Source organism: Dyadobacter sp. 22481 (assembly GCF_052044875.1).
In the GTDB taxonomy this organism is placed as follows: domain Bacteria; phylum Bacteroidota; class Bacteroidia; order Cytophagales; family Spirosomataceae; genus Dyadobacter; species Dyadobacter endophyticus.
The window spans coordinates 386580-404278 of record NZ_JBQENV010000005.1; the positions used below are offsets into that span (position 1 = coordinate 386580).

Here is a 17699-nt window from a genome sequence, read left to right on the forward strand (position 1 = left end):
CACTCCCAAAGTGAAGATCATAGACAATTTAGACCTGACAAACTACAATTCGTACCGAGTATCGGCTCAGTGCAGATTTGCCTATTTTCCCGAAAGTGAGGAAGACGTTGTCAATTTCTTTATCCAGAATAAAGATTTTATCCTGCTTGGGAGCGGCCATAATATCATTCTTTCCAAATCATACTACGAAACACCGATGCTGATATTCAACGGTAGTTTCAGCAGTATAAAGGTGTTGGATAACAATACGCTTGAAATAGAAGCCGGAGCAATGATGTGGGATGTTGCCGATGTTGCTTTGCAGCACTCTTTAAGCGGGGTTGAAATCTTCCACGACATTCCGAGTTCTGCAGGAGGAGCGGTTGTCATGAATGCAGGAGCATCGGGTGAGGAAATTAAAGACGTCTTGACAAAGGTTCGGTACCTGGATTTGGTTGACAATCAAATAAAAGAAATTCATAAGGAGGACATCTCGTTTGAATATCGCAACAGCTTCTTTCAGAAAAATACAGATAAGATTGTGCTAAAAGCCTGGCTAAAATTAAATGTAGGCGACAAAGAGGCCATTAGTAACAAGATGGAGACGATTAAAGCTCAGAGATGGGCAAAACAGCCAAAAGAATTTTACAATGCCGGAAGCGTGTTCAAACGTCCCCCCGGTTACTTTGTTGGCGCATTAATGGACGAATTGTCCCTTAAAGGCTTTACCATTGGAGGAGCCAAAATTTCAGAGAAACACGGAGGCTTTATTGTAAATTTCAACAACGCCACTGGTAGTGATATACTTCAAATCATCGACGAGGTAAAAAGAAGAGTCAGATCTCATATTGATGTAGACCTTGAAGTTGAACAGAGAGTAATTTAAGCAAGTTTCTAACTAGAATTTCCGAAGTAATAGAATTGACAAAAGCTATGGAAGAACTAACGCGTAATCCGAAAGTCTCGATAATAACAGTCTATTACAACAGGGCATACTGCGTCGCACAGTCCGTTGAAAGTCTATTGAATCAAACCTACGTTGACTTCGAACTACTGCTTGTAGACGATGGCTCCACTGATACAACTCTGGCCGAATTTAAGAAATTCGACGACCCAAGAATTCGCATTGTCGCTCATCCAAACATGGGTTTCACAAATTCCATGAGAAAGGCCATTGAGTCAGCTCGGGGAGAATATATTGCAGTGCATGGGTCCGGAGATATCAGTTATGAAGAAAGAATATCCAAGCAACTTGAATTCCTTGAAAACAATCCGGAATTCCTGATAGTCGCTTCGCGCTTCGACAGGTATGATGAAGAAACTTTACTTAAAATCGAAGAAAGCACATTTCACGGAGCTATCAATTACGACGACTTCGTCAGAAATTGCAGAATCATGCACGGAGCCGCATTTTTCAGGAAAAGTGCTTATGACGAAGCGGGTGGATATGAGCCGGTGTTCAGAACACAGCAAGATTGGGATCTATTTCAGCGATTTCTCGGTAAAGGGAAGGGAATCGTCTTAGATGACCTCCTTTACAAACAGTACAAAAGAGTTGACGGTGTGGTGGCATCTCCATCTTCGTATAGGAAAAGTAGTCTGACGTCAGCTTTGCGAATCAAATTGGCCACCAACCCATCTGAGCGGCAGGCGACGATCGACAAGGTTAAAAAAGACGGAATTGAATCGGTCATTACCGATCAAAACACTGATTTTCAGCAATCTATGATTATGATCTCCACAATGCTGGCCAAACGGGGGAAATATAAAGAATTCATCAACTTTCGAGATAATATAGATGTAACTAAGTTCAGAACGAGCTTAAAAATAAAATTCTATTGCTGGCTAATGATATCCAAAACTATCGTTTCACTACGCATAGATCCTTCCAGCAGCCTGAAATATATTTCCAAATTTAAGTACATGAAAGACCGCATAAGAACCCAGTTTTCTTTTAATACAAAAATTTAAGTCTAGCGGCCGGCACAGAGATACGCTTATAACGAATTAAATAGATGGAAGCATCTAAGATGCTTCGAACAACATTCATACCAAGTCCATGGCAACTGTTTCAAATGAGCTGACAAGGCAACTTTCGATCGCTAAATACAATGTCAAAGCAAATTTGCTATTTGGGCACCTCTTGTTGGGCGGCCTGATAGTCGCGATCAAGAGCCAACCAGTGCTACTTCTTGTACTCATCATATGCATAGGGGCATTTGCCGTAACAAGAAGATATAACGATTTAATAATTGTAGGAATATACTCACTTTGTGCGATAAGTGATGTTAACTACTATTGTTTCAGCATATTAAGCCTCGCTATCCTACCGTTTTTACATCATAAAATCCCGGCGTCGTTCTCGCCAATAAAAAGGATATTCCTATTCTTTTTATTGTTTTTGATCTTTCTCTATCTGCTGCAAATGTTCACTAATGGAAGCGTACTGTCGCTCCCATTATTCGTAATAACATTTCTCTCTCCATTTACGATCATATTTCTCATTGCTAAAATACCTGAGAACAAGTTATCCATACCCTATATTCTAAACCATCTTCTAGCAATCGCCATCAGCCAGGCCGTTATTGCATTTGTTTTTCAGGCACTGCCGCTAGGGATCTCAACCATTCTTGGCAGAGCGACCTACGGCGACCGCTTGCAAGGAAGTACCGGGAGTGCCCCGAATTTGAGTGTACTTTTGCTAGTAGCAGTTTTACCATTTTTCTTAAATATGTTTGAGGTGAAATTGTCAAAAACCAAAAGATTATTTACGATTACAACAGTCATTTTCTTCATTGGAATGATTATCCTCAATGACGCAAAGACATATTTATATGCATTCGTTTTCTCGTATGTCGTTCTGATATTCATGAAAAGATACATGTTGTACCAAACGCTACCTAAAATAGTTTTTACTATAAGTTTCGTATTACTGCTGCTCATCCTTCTTTCGCGATCCATATTCAGTTTTCTTGGCTACACAGCCGACAAATATGCTGAATATATTACAGGCCGATATAATTCTAAGGCGCTCTATTACCAGTATACCTTCGACCCCGCAACCCGCCCCCTCTATCAATATTTGCTAGGCACAGGGCCAGGCACCAATGGGTCGAGGGCTTCAAATGCCTTGGCCTATGATGTGATGTATAAGAAAGAAAACTCCGTTAAATTGCCCGGATTTATACCGCCCGCATCAAGCCCTTTCACAAAAAGATATCTGAGTAAACTCTATACAGTTGACTACGCCGAGTCCAGTGGCGGTCGAAGTGCTTTATTGGGAAACCCATTCAACTCGATATGTGCAATTTTCATAGAATTCGGAGTGGTTGGATTCCTTTTATATATGTTCCTCATATTTAAAATTCTTCAACAGCTCTATCTGAAAAAGAATGCGCTTTCCCTGAGTGCGATGCTCGCAATTTGCGCTATCCTCATCGTGTCGTTCTTTGATCAAACACTTGAACAACCTATGCCTGCTCACCTGATGTTTACTCTTGCAGGCTTATGCCTCAGAACAACGACACCTAATAAGTTGTCTGTTCTTGGCATTAAACGTCATAACTAATATAAAGCGAAAACAACGCACGAATGAAGGTTCTAACAGTTACAAACATGTGGCCAATCGAAAGCCATAAATATTTCGGGATATTTGTAAAAGAACAGGTAGAAGGTCTTAATAAATACTACCCCGAAGTAAAAAACAATGTTATATTTATTAATGGACGTGAAAACAAATTAAATTACCTACTGAGCATTCTCAAAGTCAATTGGCACCTCCTTCAAAACAAATATGACTTAGTACACATCCATTTCGGACTTTCAGGTTTGTTTCTGATAGCCAATCCATTTTTGAGAATACCGGTGATCACAATGTTACACAGCGCGGACATTGACATTGCAAAATCCAACAAGCTGTTCATTCTCATATCCAAGCTCGTTGTCGGAAGATCAAAACATGTGTTTTACTTAAACCAAAAGATGAATGAGATACTGGGAAAATGTTCAGCGACTCTGGAATATTTACCCTGTGGTGTAAACACAAATGATTTCCAGCCGACACCTACTCTTACGAGAAACTCGTCTATTAAGATTGCTTTTCCGGCATCAAGCAAAAGGCCAGAAAAGAACTATAAATTATTCAAAGAAATCATTGACCTATTACATGATAAACACAATATATTAGCTGAGACTGTTGAGATACACGACAAATCGAGAACCGAAGTTTGCGAAATATTGAATAGTGTAGACATCGTACTAATGACCTCGATTTCAGAGGGATCTCCACAGATTATTAAGGAAGCGATGTCATGTAACAGACCGGTTGTAAGTTCCGCCGTGGGCGATGTTGCTTATCTTTTAGAGAACGTTAAAAATTCTTATGTGATCGATAGTTATAATGCAGTCGATTACTTAAATCCAATTCTCAATATTTTGAAACAAGGTCCGGAAAACAGAATTTCGAACGGGCGGGATCGCATATTTGAAATTGGTTTGGACGAGAAAAAAATCAGTGAGAAAATATTTTCTGCTTACAGCTCAGTTATATGATTACTAGAAAACTAGTGTACTTTTTTTATCTGGTATTTTTGCGGTACACGCCCGAAATCTATCGTCCTTACGCACTATTCTTTCCATATATCCGGCGTGCAGCTGTAAAACATTTTTTGAATAAATGCGGAAAAGAAGTAAGAATTAAAAGAAACGCAGATGTTTCAATGTTTATTGAATTAGGAGACTATTCGGAACTTGGAACAAATTGCGTAATTCAGTCCAACACATATATCGGCGAGAACGTAATTATGGGGCCCGATGTAAAAATATACACCAAAAACCATAAGTATGACTCATTAGATATTCCCATTCAGTTCCAGGGACATACCGAAGAAGCTGTTCGTATAGGGAATGATGTTTGGATAGGAGCAAACGTCGTAATTACTCCAGGGGTAGTTATCGGAGATCATTCCATTGTAGCTGCTGGTGCTGTGGTTACCAAAGCCGTGCCTCCCTATGCTATTGTTGGGGGAGTTCCTGCCAAAGTACTTAAATATCGAAAAGACAATGCTTAGACGCCTCAAACTCCAAATCTATTTTATACTCTTATTTCTTTTCAACCTGGTCTTCGGATTGTCTTTCATTTGGTCTCTCAGATTCCTTTTACTGGTCCTCACAGGAAGCAAAATCGGAAAGGGAAGTATCATTCAGAAAGTACGTTTTTTTGGTTTCGGCAAGCTAACGGTTGGAACAAACACTGTGATAAATTCCGGATGTTACCTGGATAATCGAAGGGGCATAACCATTGGGAACAATGTCGTAATGGCTCATGACACGAAAATTTATACGATGGGCCATGAAATAAACGATGAATATTTCAAGACCAAGGGAAGCAGTGTCGTGATCGAGGATTATGTGATTGTTTTCTCAAACGTATTGATAATGCCTGGCGTAACAATCAAGCGCGGAGCAGTAATACTCCCCGGTGCAGTCATATCGAAGGACGTTGGACCGATGGAAGTCGTTGGCGGCAACCCGGCCAAGGTCGTCAAGATCCGAACCACATTACACGTAAAAAAGGAAAGTTATAAATATTGGTTTTCAATTTAATCAGGAACTATGAATATAAGTATTTTCGGTCTAGGCTACGTAGGTTGTGTAAGCTTAGGATGTTTAGCACAAAACGGACATAATGTTATTGGAGTTGACGTAAGTGAAGATAAAGTTGGTCAGATTAACTCCGGTATTGCGACAATCGTTGAAAATGAAATCGACGATATTATCGCTGAACAACACAAGCTTGGTCGCGTTAGCGCAACGCACGATGTAAAATACGCAGTCCAAAATTCAGAAATCTCGATCATCGCGGTTGGTACCCCATCGACAGACCAGGGACATTTAAATCTGGATTATATCTTTGCAGTCGCCGAATCTATCGCTGAAGCATTGAAAGAAAAAGAAGGTTTTCATGTCATTGCTTTGCGCTCCACTATTATGCCCGGGACTTGCGAGAAGTTTGCAAGGATCATCGCGGAAAAATCGGGTAAAGAATATAATAAGCATTTTACGGTTGCTGATAATCCCGAATTTCTACGTGAAGGAACTGCCGTTAAAGACTATTATAATCCCCCACTTACCTTAATAGGAAGTGATTCTGAAATTGGCATCCAAAAGCTGAGCCAATTGTATAACGAGCTTCCAGGTGAGCTGATTGTTACCGACATCAAGGTAGCGGAAATTATGAAGTATGTGAACAACAGCTATCACGCTCTTAAAATCTCGTTTGCAAATGAAATTGGAAACATTTGCTCGGCGCTTCAAATTGATTCCCACGAAGTAATGGAGATTTTCTGCAAGGACAAGCAGTTAAATATTTCACCTTATTATTTCAAACCGGGCTTTGCCTACGGCGGTTCATGTCTGCCAAAAGACCTGAAGGGGTTGAACACGTTGGCACACGACTTGTACATTCAAGCGCCAGTTTTGGAGAGCATTGATAAAACGAACGAGATACAAAAGCAACGCGCCGTCAGCCTACTGAGCAAGTACTTCGGAAAGAAAATCGCCGTGTTGGGTCTCAGCTTCAAAGCCGGTACCGACGATCTGAGAAATAGCCCCTCAGTGGAATTAGTCGAGTCGCTAATCGGTCGTGGGTTTGATGTGAGTATATATGACCAGAATATCAGCATAGCCAAATTGACGGGTAAAAACAAAGAATACATTCAAAAACGCATCCCTCACCTTTCCAATCTTCTACAAGACAATCTGGAACAACTTATTCAGAAAAGCGATGTGATTGTGATCAGTAACCGCGAAAAGCAGTTTTCTGATGCAGTTAAAAAGCTCTCCGGAAAAGTTGTCATCGACCTGGTTCGTCTCAACGTATCTGAAATTGCAGATAACAATTCATATATCGGCATTAACTGGTAAATCACTCCATCCATAAATCATGACTTTAAAGGGGAAACACATATTAATCATCGTTGAAAACTTGCCTCTACCATTCGACAGAAGGGTTTGGCAAGAAGCAAATACTTTGACCGAAGCTGGCGCGAAGGTTTCTGTTATTTGTCCCAAGATGAAAGGATATACAAAAAGCTTTGAAACACTCAATGGCATTGATATCTACCGGCACCCGCTTCCTCTTGAAGGAAGTGGTGCTCTTGGATATCTGGCAGAATACAGCACGGCTCTATTCTGGGAATTCACATTAGCGTGGAAAATATATTTCAAGAAAAAATTCCATGTTATTCAAGGTTGCAATCCACCAGATCTGATTTTTATAGTAGCTCTTTTCTTCAAGTTACTGGGTGTAAAATATGTGTTTGATCACCACGATATTAACCCGGAACTTTATGAAGCAAAGTTTGAGCGAAGGGACATGTTTTACAAGCTGATGGTGCTGTGTGAAAGGCTCACCTTCAAAGTGGCCAATGTGAGTATTGCCACCAACGAATCGTACAAGCAGATAGCTATCGAAAGGGGTGGCATGCCGGCAGAAAAGGTAACTGTCGTACGAAGTGGCCCGAAATTGGATAGATTGAGAATTACAGAAGGTAACCCAACCTACAAAAAAGGCAAGACGTTCTTAATAGGGTATCTGGGTGTTATCGGCGATCAGGAGGGCATCGACCTCCTTCTGGACGCATTTAAAATGCTCCTGGAACGCAGAAAAGACGTACAATTGGCAATTGTTGGAGGAGGTACGAGCCTGGAAAATCTTAAAGACTTATCGACTCAACTTGGGTTGAGTGACTATGTCGATTTTTACGGCCGTGTTTCGGACGAATTAATGGTAGACATTCTCAATACGGCGGATATTTGCGTAAATCCAGATAAACCACTAAGGATGAATGACTTATCTACTATGAATAAAATAATGGAATATATGGCTCTCAAAAAGCCGATTGTCCAGTTCGACCTCAAAGAGGGGAGATTTTCTGCCCAGCAAGCGTCTCTTTACGCAAAGGACGTGCCCGATTTTGCTGAGAAAATGAATTATCTTTTGGAAAATGAAGAGGCGAGAAAATCAATGGGTGAATTTGGCTACAACAGAGTGATCAGTGAATTGTCATGGGAATACGAAAGCAAAAAACTGGTCAATTTCTATAATAAGCTTCTCAATTAAAATCGCGCGCTATGAATACGACACTCTTTTACGGCATGCTAATTTACTTTGCCCTGGGTGCTGTCGTGCCGGAGCAAGATAAGCAAGAACGACAAAAAAAGCTGTTTGTAAAGGACTCATTTGAGGAACTTGACTTTGTCAAAAATTGGAAAGGTGCTGAGAAATGTTGTTCCTATTCCATGATGAGATCTGATTCGATTGCCCGCAAAGGTAAGTATTCGCTTCGGCTCGAACTGAATTTAGCGGATGGCGTCGTGGCGGGGAGCAAAAGAGTCGAGTTAAGAACCGCAAATGAGAAAAACGCAAATGTAGAGCGATGGTACAAGTTCAGTACCTATTTTCCTCAGGACTATGCATTGGATGTAATACCTGAGATTATTGCCCAATGGCATGAAAATCCGGATTTCGACTTAGGGGAAAAATGGCGTTCCCCTCCAATAGCCCTAGAGATTATTAAAGGAAAATGGCAAGTGCGCGTGTTATCGGCATCGGAAAAGGTCAACACAAATAAGACGTTATCATCAAACAACTCTTTTGATATTGAAGAGTTTAAAGCCGGCACCTGGAATGATTGGATATTTCATATACATTTTTCGTTTGAGGAAGATGGATTAATACAAGTATGGCACAACGGGAAGCTGGTCGTTGATCACGCGGGTCCTAACTACTACAATGATAAAAAGGGTCCTTACTTCAAAATTGGCCTCTACAAATGGGGATGGAAAGCTAAAAATGTAAGATCAGCTGTGGCCAGACGGGTGCTTTATATTGACGATGTGAAAATCGGAGGTGAAAATATGACGTACGATTTGATGAAAAAATAATTGTTGTCAAGCCCGCCTTAGAACTAATAACTAAATAACCCGAGTGGCCTGGATAGTCTAAGATCAAGGTCCGGAAAAATTCACTATGCTAAGATATAAGAAGTCGGTCTGTTTGATAGTAAACACGCTACTGTCAGTAAATCTGGCTTATGCGCAATCCTTCGAGAGTGATACGACCACACGAAGTTTCAATACGACACCATTAATTGAGGCAAGTCTTGAATTGCAGGGCATTGCGACTTCGAATAAAACAACCCCTTTTTGGTTGAGGGCGAACAAGTTTGGCAGCACGCCTTTGAATGGTTACTCGGCGGGATGGATAGCGCGACTGGCAAAAAACTACCAGCCAAGTCGCGAAAACAAATTCTTTGATTGGGCTGCTGCCGCAGAGTCACGCGTCAATCTGGGAAATAAGGCTGAAGTAATTTTAATAGAGGCCTATGCGAAAGCTAAACTCGGGATTTTTGAGTTAAAAGCTGGTCGGTCCAAAGATATAATGGGCTTGGTAGACACAACGCTGTCAACAGGAGCTTTTTCAATGTCTGGTAACGCTTTGGGAATCCCGAAAGTACAAGTGTCGATTCCCGAGTACTGGCCAATTCCTATATTGGGAGGGGTCATTGCTATCCAGGGACAATTCGCTTATGGATGGTTCGGGCGAACACCGATAGCTCCCAACCCTGGCGGCGGCGGCATACCTAATACTCCGCCTGTGGTCTCTTATTTCCAACAAAAATCACTTTATGCAAGATTCGGAAAACCGAATTGGCGATTGAAGGTTTATGGAGGGATCAACCACCAGTCAATTTATGGCAGCGAGCAAAAGATATTCCGAAACTTTAATCTGACTAAGTTCGAATCATTTCTTTATGCTTTCACCGGTAAAACGTGGTCTTCAAACAGCGGGTTTCTTACCAAATTAGGAAATCACATCGGATCAGTCGACTTAGGATTTACTTACGATTTAGATGCTGTGAAAGTTTTTGTCTATCGGCAGCAGTTTTATGACGTGGGAGCGCTCGGGCACCTGGCCAATATCCGTGACGGACTCAACGGAATATCAATCCAAAACAAGAAATCCGGTAATACAGGTTGGAGTAAAATCCTGTTCGAATTTCTGTATACGAAAAATCAGGCAGGTGAACTTTGGTCACCGTTTACACCGTCGGGTGATGAGTCCTATTACAACAATTCCATGTACACCAGTGGATGGTCCTACAATGCGCATGGTATTGGAAATCCGTTTCTTACACCTCGCCATGAAGCGCGAAGCAACCTTCGATATAAGGTTCATGAATATTTTGTGAATAACAGAGTGGTTGCGTTCCACACCGGCATTGAAGGTAAAGTCAATAAAACCAGAGTAATAACCAAGCTGTCCTATTCCCGCAATTTCGGAACTTACGGGACTAGTTCAATAGGGTCTACGCTGGGCGGCAAACGGAATGTCCTTCCCCCACCTTATTTCGAACAGGTAAATCAGTTTTCCGGCTATCTTGAGCTAAACCGGTCGCTCGCTAACAACTGGCAAATCGGTTTAGCAACAGCTTTCGACTCAGGGAAATTGCTCTACAACTCTTATGGGTTGCTGGTAAGTGCAAAAAAGACCTTTTCTTTTCCGCGCAACTAGTTAGCTCCTCCCCTTTCGGTATCAACCTATAAAGCAATAAACCGGTTAATGACCATCAAAACACCTTGGCAGACTTTTTTTGCCATTGGTTAGCTTGCGTACAAATCACAACCGGTCTACACAATGAAACTACCGAAAGGCAATCTATTTGGAGGCATATTGATCACTCTTTTGTTTTGCTGTTGCACTCCTGTCGAAACGATGCCTAGTCACGACTCTAAGAAAGTCAACGTGTACTTGGTCGGAGACTCGACGGTAGCTAAGAAAAAACCAAGTGTTTATCCGGAGACTGGCTGGGGACAGCCGCTGGCAGCCTATTTCGATAGCTCCGTAGTCATCAACAACCGGGCAGCAGACGGACGGAGCACAAAAAGCTTCATGAATGAAAATAGATGGACAGCCGTTTTGGATGTCCTGAAAGAAGGCGATTATGTGTTCATTTCATTCGGACACAATGATGAGAAATTGAACCTCCCCACCATCGGCGTTTCGTTGGAAGACTATAAAGGCTACCTGGCAAAATATGTCACCGATACGAGAGCCAAAAAATCGATTCCCGTCCTTGTAACACCTATCGCCCGCCGGAGTTTTGCCAATGGAAAATACGTCGAAAAGCACGGTAAATATCCGGAAGCAATGAGGGAGGTTGCGAAGCAGTATGGGGTCGTCATCATCGAACTACACGATAAAAGCGTAAACTTGGTGACTCAGCTTGGAGAAGAGGAGTCTAAATCAATCTACAACTGGCTGGCAACAGGTGAATCTCCGAATTACCCGCACGGGAATCAGGATAATACCCACACTAATGAAAAAGGCGCCGATGAAATGGCGCGCCTGATAGTCGATGGAATTATAAATTCTGACTTACCCCTCAAACTGCACGTCAAGATCCAATAAACACTTCCCGAAGCAGCGGAATCCGAAATTACACTGGAATTCCTCACACCTCAGCGGCCTGCAATCCTGCGACAGCCACTTCGAAATATGTTCATTTCACGTCGAATGTTTTGTATGGCATATCTATATCTGCCGAAAGTCACTTCATGTTGGAGTTTCCCTCCTTCGTAGGAGAGAAGTATCCCATTGCTCCTTCTACTTTGACCAACCAGCAAACCGGGAAGTTGTCGATACGGCGCAGTGATTTGTATATCTGCATGGCTATGAGCAGCATCCTAGCCCGTCAGTTGACATCGGCCAGTCCATCCCCCAAATCGTGACCAAACACGGCACCCGTCAGCTCTAAAGTGTAATGCAAAAATATTGTAGAAATATTTTTACAAATATTGTCACACATAGTATATTTGTAAAAAATTTCCTCCACAGTTATTTGTCAGTACACTCATATTAATATATAATAACATTGACAAACTTTTTAGCATTTTTTTCTACAAGCTGATACATCCAACTCAATGGCGTACCTGGACACTTATACTACACCGCTTACATCGAAAATGGCTGCTCATCTTCTGAGAAGGGCAACATTCGGTCCGACTTTATCAGAAATAGACAACTTCGAAGGTAAAACTGCGACACAAGCAGTGGAGGAGCTGATTTCAAATGCTACTTACTATAAATCCCCGGCGCCTCCCGTCGAGCTGGCTGATGGAAGGTCAGACTCCGGCCAGCCATTTCTTTCCAAGCCTTACGATCCAAATCGTGACGCGAATTATTACAGCTATATCCAGAACTGGTGGATCGGTCTTATGTCAGGACAATCCCAGCCGCCGTCGCTACTAGAAAAACTGACGGCATTTTGGCAAAACCATTTCGTTACAGCGTATGTCACGGTCGACGACCATCGCTTAATGTACAAGTATCTAACCTTTCTGAGGGCCGGAGCCCTGGGTAATTTCCGAAGCCTTGTGGTGGGGATCACCAAAGACCCGGCTATGCTTATTTATCAAGACGGATACAAAAACGAAAAGACGAAGCCCAACGAGAATTATGGACGCGAGTTGCAGGAATTGTTCACAGTGGGGCAAAAAGATTTTGCGGGCAATCATAATTACAACGAAGACGACGTCAAGGCTGCCGCGCGTGTCTTGACAGGTTGGGGGGTTACCAACTACAAAGCTGCCGGTTCGACCTCATTCGACACTGTTTTCAATCCCGATAGGCATGACACTGAAAACAAGACTTTTTCCAGCTATTATAGTAATACTGTTATAACGGGACGGAGTGGCGTTGGATCCGGAGATGCGGAGGTCGACGACCTGGTCGCTATGCTTTTACGCCACCCCCAAACCCCGCGGTTTATCTGCCGGAAGCTTTATCGATGGTACGTGGATCCTGAGGTGACGCAGGAAATTGAGGATCAGGTAATCACTCCACTTGCCGAGTTTTTTGCAAGCTCGGCAAATAACTACGCGATCACCCCGGTTTTAAGGAAGTTATTGAGCAGTCAAATATTCTTCGACAATCGAAATATTGGGGCCATTGTAAAGTCTCCCGCAGAATTGATGATTGGAGCCATTCGGCTTTTTGATCAGCCGGTGCCGGATATTACCACCGAATATGGCCCTTTCCGGATCATGATGAATTACATGAGTGCCAGCATGAAACTTCTTGATCTGAATTTCTTGAATCAACCTTCGGTCTTTGGCTTTCTGCCATACTACCAGACGGGTTACTCTAAAAACTGGATTAACGGAACTACACTCGGCCAGCGCGGGTCCCGCACAGACACGCTTGTAAACCCCACACTCACAATCAAGCCAGGATACGTCCTCGGTGTTGACATCCTTGGAAGACTCAGGAAAATCCAACCAAACTTCTCGAATGTAGCAAGCTCTCCGGCCATCACTTGTACGGATGTTCTAGCAGAGCTCTCGCGAGGCCTTTACGCAGTTGACCTTACTCAGATACAGCAGGACTTCCTGATCGACAAAATTATGATGATGAACAGTAGCCCTCGTACAAGCTGGATTAACGAATGGAACGCGTACAGAGGGAACCCGACAGACATTACCCGGCAAAACACAATTTTGTGGCGATGCAGAGCTCTGCTGAAATACATGTTAAGAATGGCCGAATATCAATTATTTTAATTCACACGTTTGATGAAAAGACGAGATTTTCTTTCAGCAGCATCCTCTATGATGTTGCCTGTGATGATGAATGGCTTCGGCGTACAATCACTAGCCAAGGGTTCAGCGTTGGTGAAGTCGCTGAGCAAAACGGCGGCTCTAAATAATGAACGGATTCTTGTGATTGTTTACCTGGCGGGGGGGAACGATGGTCTCAACGCAGTGATCCCTTTGGACCACTACAGCAAATATTATGAGCTCCGGTCGAACATCGCTATCCCCGAAGCGCAGGTCCTGAAACTTGCCGGGAACCAGGAAACAGGATTACATCCTGCTATGACCGGGCTGCGGGCATTATATGATGAAGGTAAACTTTCCATCATCCATTCGGTTTCTTACCCAAACCCCGATTTGTCGCATTTCCGCTCTACGGACATTTGGATGACTGCTGTCGATTCCTCAAAATATTCTTCGTCGGGATGGGCGGGCCGTTATCTTGAAGATCGCTTCCCCGGATATCCCAACAGTTACCCAAACGACGAAATGGAGGATCCGCTGGCTGTCCAGATTGGCAGAATCGGCTCACCTACTCTCCTGGGGAGCACACAGCCGATGGGAATAACCCTTCAGGACCCAAGTACTTTTTATCAGTTGATCGGCTCCCCAAATACTTCCATAGAGGAGGCCGTACCTTGCTGCCGTGCCGGAGAATTGGTCTCATACATCAGGCAACAGCAAGTATTGACGGTTGGATATTCCTCTGAGATAAAGGCAGCAGCCGAAGCCGGCAGAAACTTGGCTACCTACCCGGATCTTTCATTGGAAAATGACTTGGCTGAGCAGCTCAAGATTGTGGCCAGGTTGATACACGGAGGCCTGAAATCTAAGATTTACTACGTAGAGCTTGGGGGATTCGACACGCACTCAGGACAAATAGGAAATACTGTCCTCGAGGGAACGCACGCAACCCTCCTTAAGAAGCTATCAGATGCTATTGCGGCATTTCAACAGGACCTGAAACTCCAGGGAACGGAAGATAAAGTACTCGGGATGACCTTCTCTGATTTTGGAAGACGCGCTTCTTCGAATGCATCCAAGGGTACCGATCACGGAATTGGCGCTCCGATGTTTGTCTTCGGAACAGGCATGAAAAGGCAAGTGGTTGGTGTGAATCCCGACCTCACCAACGGAGGATATACGAACCTCGGGATCAATATGCAGGTAGACTTCAGACGAGTTTACTCGGATATTTTGAATGACTGGTTTGGAACAGCGGCTTCAAAGACAGACCAGCTGCTCTTTACAGACCACAAGACCACATCGCTTTTTTCGGAAACAGTCCAAACCATTACGTCCGGCGCGTGGCATAATCCTGCAATCTGGTCCAACGGGAGAGTTCCGACCACCTATGACCTAGTTCAAGTCAATTCGGGACATGTAGTGGAAATAGGCCAAAACAGTACAGCAAAAAAAGTAAAAGTGCTTTCCGGCGGCAAGATCAAATTCCTTGGAAATTACACTGTATCCACGGCAGGTTGACATTCTCTGAAATACGTAATCTACAATTGACACGTCGGTACACAGATCAACCTACTCAGCAATGAAAACAATTTACGCATATATTGGGCATCTACTGTTCTTGTTTTTCCTTACGCCTTTTGATAGCGATGCTCAAGAAAAAGGTATAATAGAAACTGAACGATCCAGCCCATACGGCATCGTAAGCTTTTCTGAATCATCACAGCTCACGGGAATCAGCAACACACGCCATGTGGATGGGTATGTCGAAAAATCGGGCACTACCCGTTTCACTTTTCCAGTTGGTAACAAAGGAGCTTACAGACCTTTCGCCACGGAAGCCGACGGCACAATAGGTGCTTACTTTCTGGGAAATCCATCCAGTGCATACTTACCTGATGGCGCCCCGTATGCTATTACGAGCTTTGAAAGCACTGTTAAGAAGGTTAGTGATAAGGAATTCTGGGACATTAATGGCACTAAGGCTACGAAAATCACTTTGACCTGGACTGCCGCAAGTGACATTGCAGGGATTACGGGGGATTCTTTACGTCTTTTAAGTATCGTGGGCTGGAACTCTACAACGTCCAAATGGGAGAAAATCACTTCCGTGGTGGACGAAATCGCGCTTTTGGGAGGTGCCAGTACCATACAGACAGGTTCTATAACAACGGTTAGTACTATCGTCCCGAACACCTATCGCGTATACACGTTGGCATCGCTTACAGTTGCCACCAATCCGGCAGTCTTCCAGGGTGGTTTCGAAGTTGCTAGTTGCGAGGCAATTACCGGGTGGGCGCTTGATAAGAATCATGCTGATGCACCTGTTACCGTTGAACTTGTGGAAGGCAGTGTCGTCCACGCTACAGCAACGGCAAATATCTTCCGTGAGGATCTTCTCCAATATGGCAGTACTGGGAAATATGGTTTTAGAATAGTACCACCTGCAACTTTAAATGATGGTAAAACAAGGCAGCTAAGCATTCGGATAAGAAACAGCAACTATATGCTACCCGGATCGCCACTGGAACTGAACTGCAATTATGAAAGCAGTTTCGAATCCGCAGATTGCGCGCAAATTAAAGGTTGGATTTGGGATAAGAACAATCCCGACAGGGCGCTTACCATAGAAATTCTTAACGGAAGTTCCGTCCTAGCGACGACGACAGCGAATATATTAAGAAGCGATCTTTTAAGCGCCGGTAAGGGTACGGGCAAATACGGCTTTAGTGTACCACTACCCCAATCTCTTCGAAACGGTGCGCAGCATAGTTTAACTGCAAGAATCAAGGATGTCAATTATATCCTGCCGGGAGGCCCCAAACTCCTAATATGTAGTCCACCTTCTAATACCGGCTCAGCCGCCGTAAGCTGTGAAACTGTATCTGGATGGGTCTGGGACAAGAATTATCCTAATGAAGCACTGACCGTTGAGTTGGTCGAAAACGGTATCGTGCGGGCTTCCGGCTTGGCCAATATTTTCAGACAGAACCTAAAAGACGGTGGCATCGGAACAGGGAATTATGGGTTCAGTATTCCTTTGCCCGCATCCTTGAAGGACACTAAACAACACCAGCTTGCGGTAAGGGTTAAAAATTCCGGTTATCTCATACCAGGCTCAGGTGGAGTAACTTCGTTCAGTGTCACATGTGCATTGCCTGTTGCATATGCAGGCGCATTCGAATCCATCGATTGCGGGACCATCAAAGGGTGGGCATGGGACCAAAACTACCCCAATAACGCGCTCACCGTCGAAGTGATGGAAGGCACCACGGTATTGGCTACTGTACTCGCAAACGCGTATAGGGCTGACTTGCAAAGCGCCGGGACAGGAACTGGTAACTACGGGTTCAGCATACCGCTTCCCGCTGTATTGAAAGATACAAAAGCACATCAGATTAGTATCAGGGTAAAAGGCTCGACCGTCCTGCTGGCCAACTCCCCCAAGTCAGTCACTTGCGCATTGCCATTCCTCAATGCGGGTTCTGTGGCTATAACCTGCGAAACAATATCAGGGTGGGTTTGGGACAAAAACTATCCCAATGAAGCGCTGACCGTCGAGCTTGTTGAAAACGGTGTCGTTCGAGCTACTGGCCTGGCCAACATTTTCAGGCAGAACCTGAAAGATGGTGGTACTGGCACAGGGTATTACGGGTTCAGCATACCAATGCCCGCAGCTTTGAAGGATACCAAACCGCACCAACTTTCTGCAAGGGTGAAAAATTCGGGTTACCTGATACCTGGTGCAGGAGCAGCCACTTCATTCAGCCTCACATGTGCATTGCCTGTTGCATATGCAGGCGCATTCGAATCCATCGATTGCGGGACCATCAAAGGGTGGGCATGGGACCAAAACTACCCCAATAACGCGCTCACCGTCGAAGTGATGGAAGGCACCACGGTATTGGCGACTGTACTCGCAAACGCGTATAGGGCTGACTTGCAAAGCGCCGGGACAGGAACTGGTAATTACGGGTTCACCATACCGCTTCCCGCTGTATTGAAAGATACAAAAGCACATCAGATTAGTATCAGGGTAAAAGGCTCGACCGTCCTGCTGGCCAACTCCCCCAAGTCAGTCACTTGCGCATTGCCATTCC

Annotated in this window: 14 protein-coding genes and 1 pseudogene; 14 read left to right on the forward strand and 1 reads right to left on the reverse strand. The window is 43.8% G+C overall.

Annotated elements, in window-relative coordinates; translation table 11 throughout:
• The first annotated feature begins 10 nt into the window (after window positions 1–10).
• The 11 genes from murB (at window position 11) to ACTJJJ_RS29845 (ending at window position 11452) form a co-directional block, all read left to right on the forward strand.
• Complete coding sequence (gene murB / locus ACTJJJ_RS29795) at window positions 11–865, forward strand: UDP-N-acetylmuramate dehydrogenase (protein WP_426293714.1); 855 nt, start codon at window positions 11–13, stop codon at window positions 863–865.
• A 47-nt stretch (window positions 866–912) separates the two neighbouring features.
• A complete protein-coding gene (locus tag ACTJJJ_RS29800; RefSeq protein ID WP_426293713.1) occupies window positions 913–1950 on the forward strand; it encodes a glycosyltransferase family 2 protein in 1038 nt (345 codons plus the stop codon).
• 88 nt (window positions 1951–2038) lie between these two features.
• A complete protein-coding gene (locus tag ACTJJJ_RS29805; protein ID WP_426293712.1) occupies window positions 2039–3547 on the forward strand; it encodes a hypothetical protein in 1509 nt (502 codons plus the stop codon).
• Between the two features lie 23 nt (window positions 3548–3570).
• On the forward strand, window positions 3571–4530 hold the full coding sequence (locus tag ACTJJJ_RS29810) for a glycosyltransferase (RefSeq protein WP_426293711.1): 960 nt from the start codon (window positions 3571–3573) through the stop codon (window positions 4528–4530).
• Window positions 4527–5048 carry an acyltransferase gene (locus ACTJJJ_RS29815; protein WP_426293710.1) on the forward strand — a complete coding sequence of 174 codons (522 nt, stop codon included), beginning with the start codon at window positions 4527–4529 and terminating at the stop codon, window positions 5046–5048. Before ACTJJJ_RS29810 ends, ACTJJJ_RS29815 begins: the two co-directional genes overlap by 4 nt.
• 274 nt (window positions 5049–5322) lie before the next feature.
• On the forward strand, window positions 5323–5583 hold the full coding sequence (locus ACTJJJ_RS29820; RefSeq protein ID WP_426293709.1) for an acyltransferase: 261 nt from the start codon (window positions 5323–5325) through the stop codon (window positions 5581–5583).
• 9 nt (window positions 5584–5592) lie between these two features.
• On the forward strand, window positions 5593–6903 hold the full coding sequence (locus tag ACTJJJ_RS29825) for a nucleotide sugar dehydrogenase (RefSeq protein WP_440703735.1): 1311 nt from the start codon (window positions 5593–5595) through the stop codon (window positions 6901–6903).
• Window positions 6904–6922: 19 nt separating this feature from the next.
• The gene (locus ACTJJJ_RS29830) at window positions 6923–8101 is read left to right on the forward strand and encodes a glycosyltransferase family 4 protein (RefSeq protein ID WP_426293707.1); all 1179 of its coding nucleotides are present in this window, start codon (window positions 6923–6925) and stop codon (window positions 8099–8101) included.
• 11 nt (window positions 8102–8112) lie between these two features.
• Entirely contained in the window at window positions 8113–8925 is an 813-nt protein-coding gene (locus ACTJJJ_RS29835) for a polysaccharide lyase (protein WP_426293706.1), read from the forward strand.
• An 85-nt stretch (window positions 8926–9010) separates the two neighbouring features.
• Window positions 9011–10555 carry a capsule assembly Wzi family protein gene (locus ACTJJJ_RS29840; RefSeq protein ID WP_426293705.1) on the forward strand — a complete coding sequence of 515 codons (1545 nt, stop codon included), beginning with the start codon at window positions 9011–9013 and terminating at the stop codon, window positions 10553–10555.
• Window positions 10556–10678: 123 nt separating this feature from the next.
• A complete protein-coding gene (locus tag ACTJJJ_RS29845; protein WP_426293704.1) occupies window positions 10679–11452 on the forward strand; it encodes a rhamnogalacturonan acetylesterase in 774 nt (257 codons plus the stop codon).
• Between the two features lie 139 nt (window positions 11453–11591).
• Here the strand turns inward: ACTJJJ_RS29845 and ACTJJJ_RS29850 are convergent, their stop codons facing one another.
• Window positions 11592–11726: a hypothetical protein gene (locus tag ACTJJJ_RS29850; RefSeq protein WP_426293703.1), complete on the reverse strand. Its 135-nt coding sequence runs from the start codon at window positions 11724–11726 to the stop codon at window positions 11592–11594.
• Between the two features lie 238 nt (window positions 11727–11964).
• Between ACTJJJ_RS29850 and ACTJJJ_RS29855 the strand changes: the two genes are divergently transcribed.
• The 3 genes and pseudogenes from ACTJJJ_RS29855 to ACTJJJ_RS29865 all read left to right on the forward strand — a co-directional run.
• On the forward strand, window positions 11965–13602 hold the full coding sequence (locus ACTJJJ_RS29855) for a DUF1800 domain-containing protein (protein ID WP_440703736.1): 1638 nt from the start codon (window positions 11965–11967) through the stop codon (window positions 13600–13602).
• A gap of 12 nt (window positions 13603–13614) precedes the next feature.
• Window positions 13615–15120, forward strand: coding sequence for a DUF1501 domain-containing protein (locus ACTJJJ_RS29860; protein WP_426293701.1), 1506 nt, complete (start codon window positions 13615–13617; stop codon window positions 15118–15120).
• 61 nt (window positions 15121–15181) lie between these two features.
• Window positions 15182–17699: pseudogene (locus tag ACTJJJ_RS29865) on the forward strand (hypothetical protein); the annotation flags it as partial.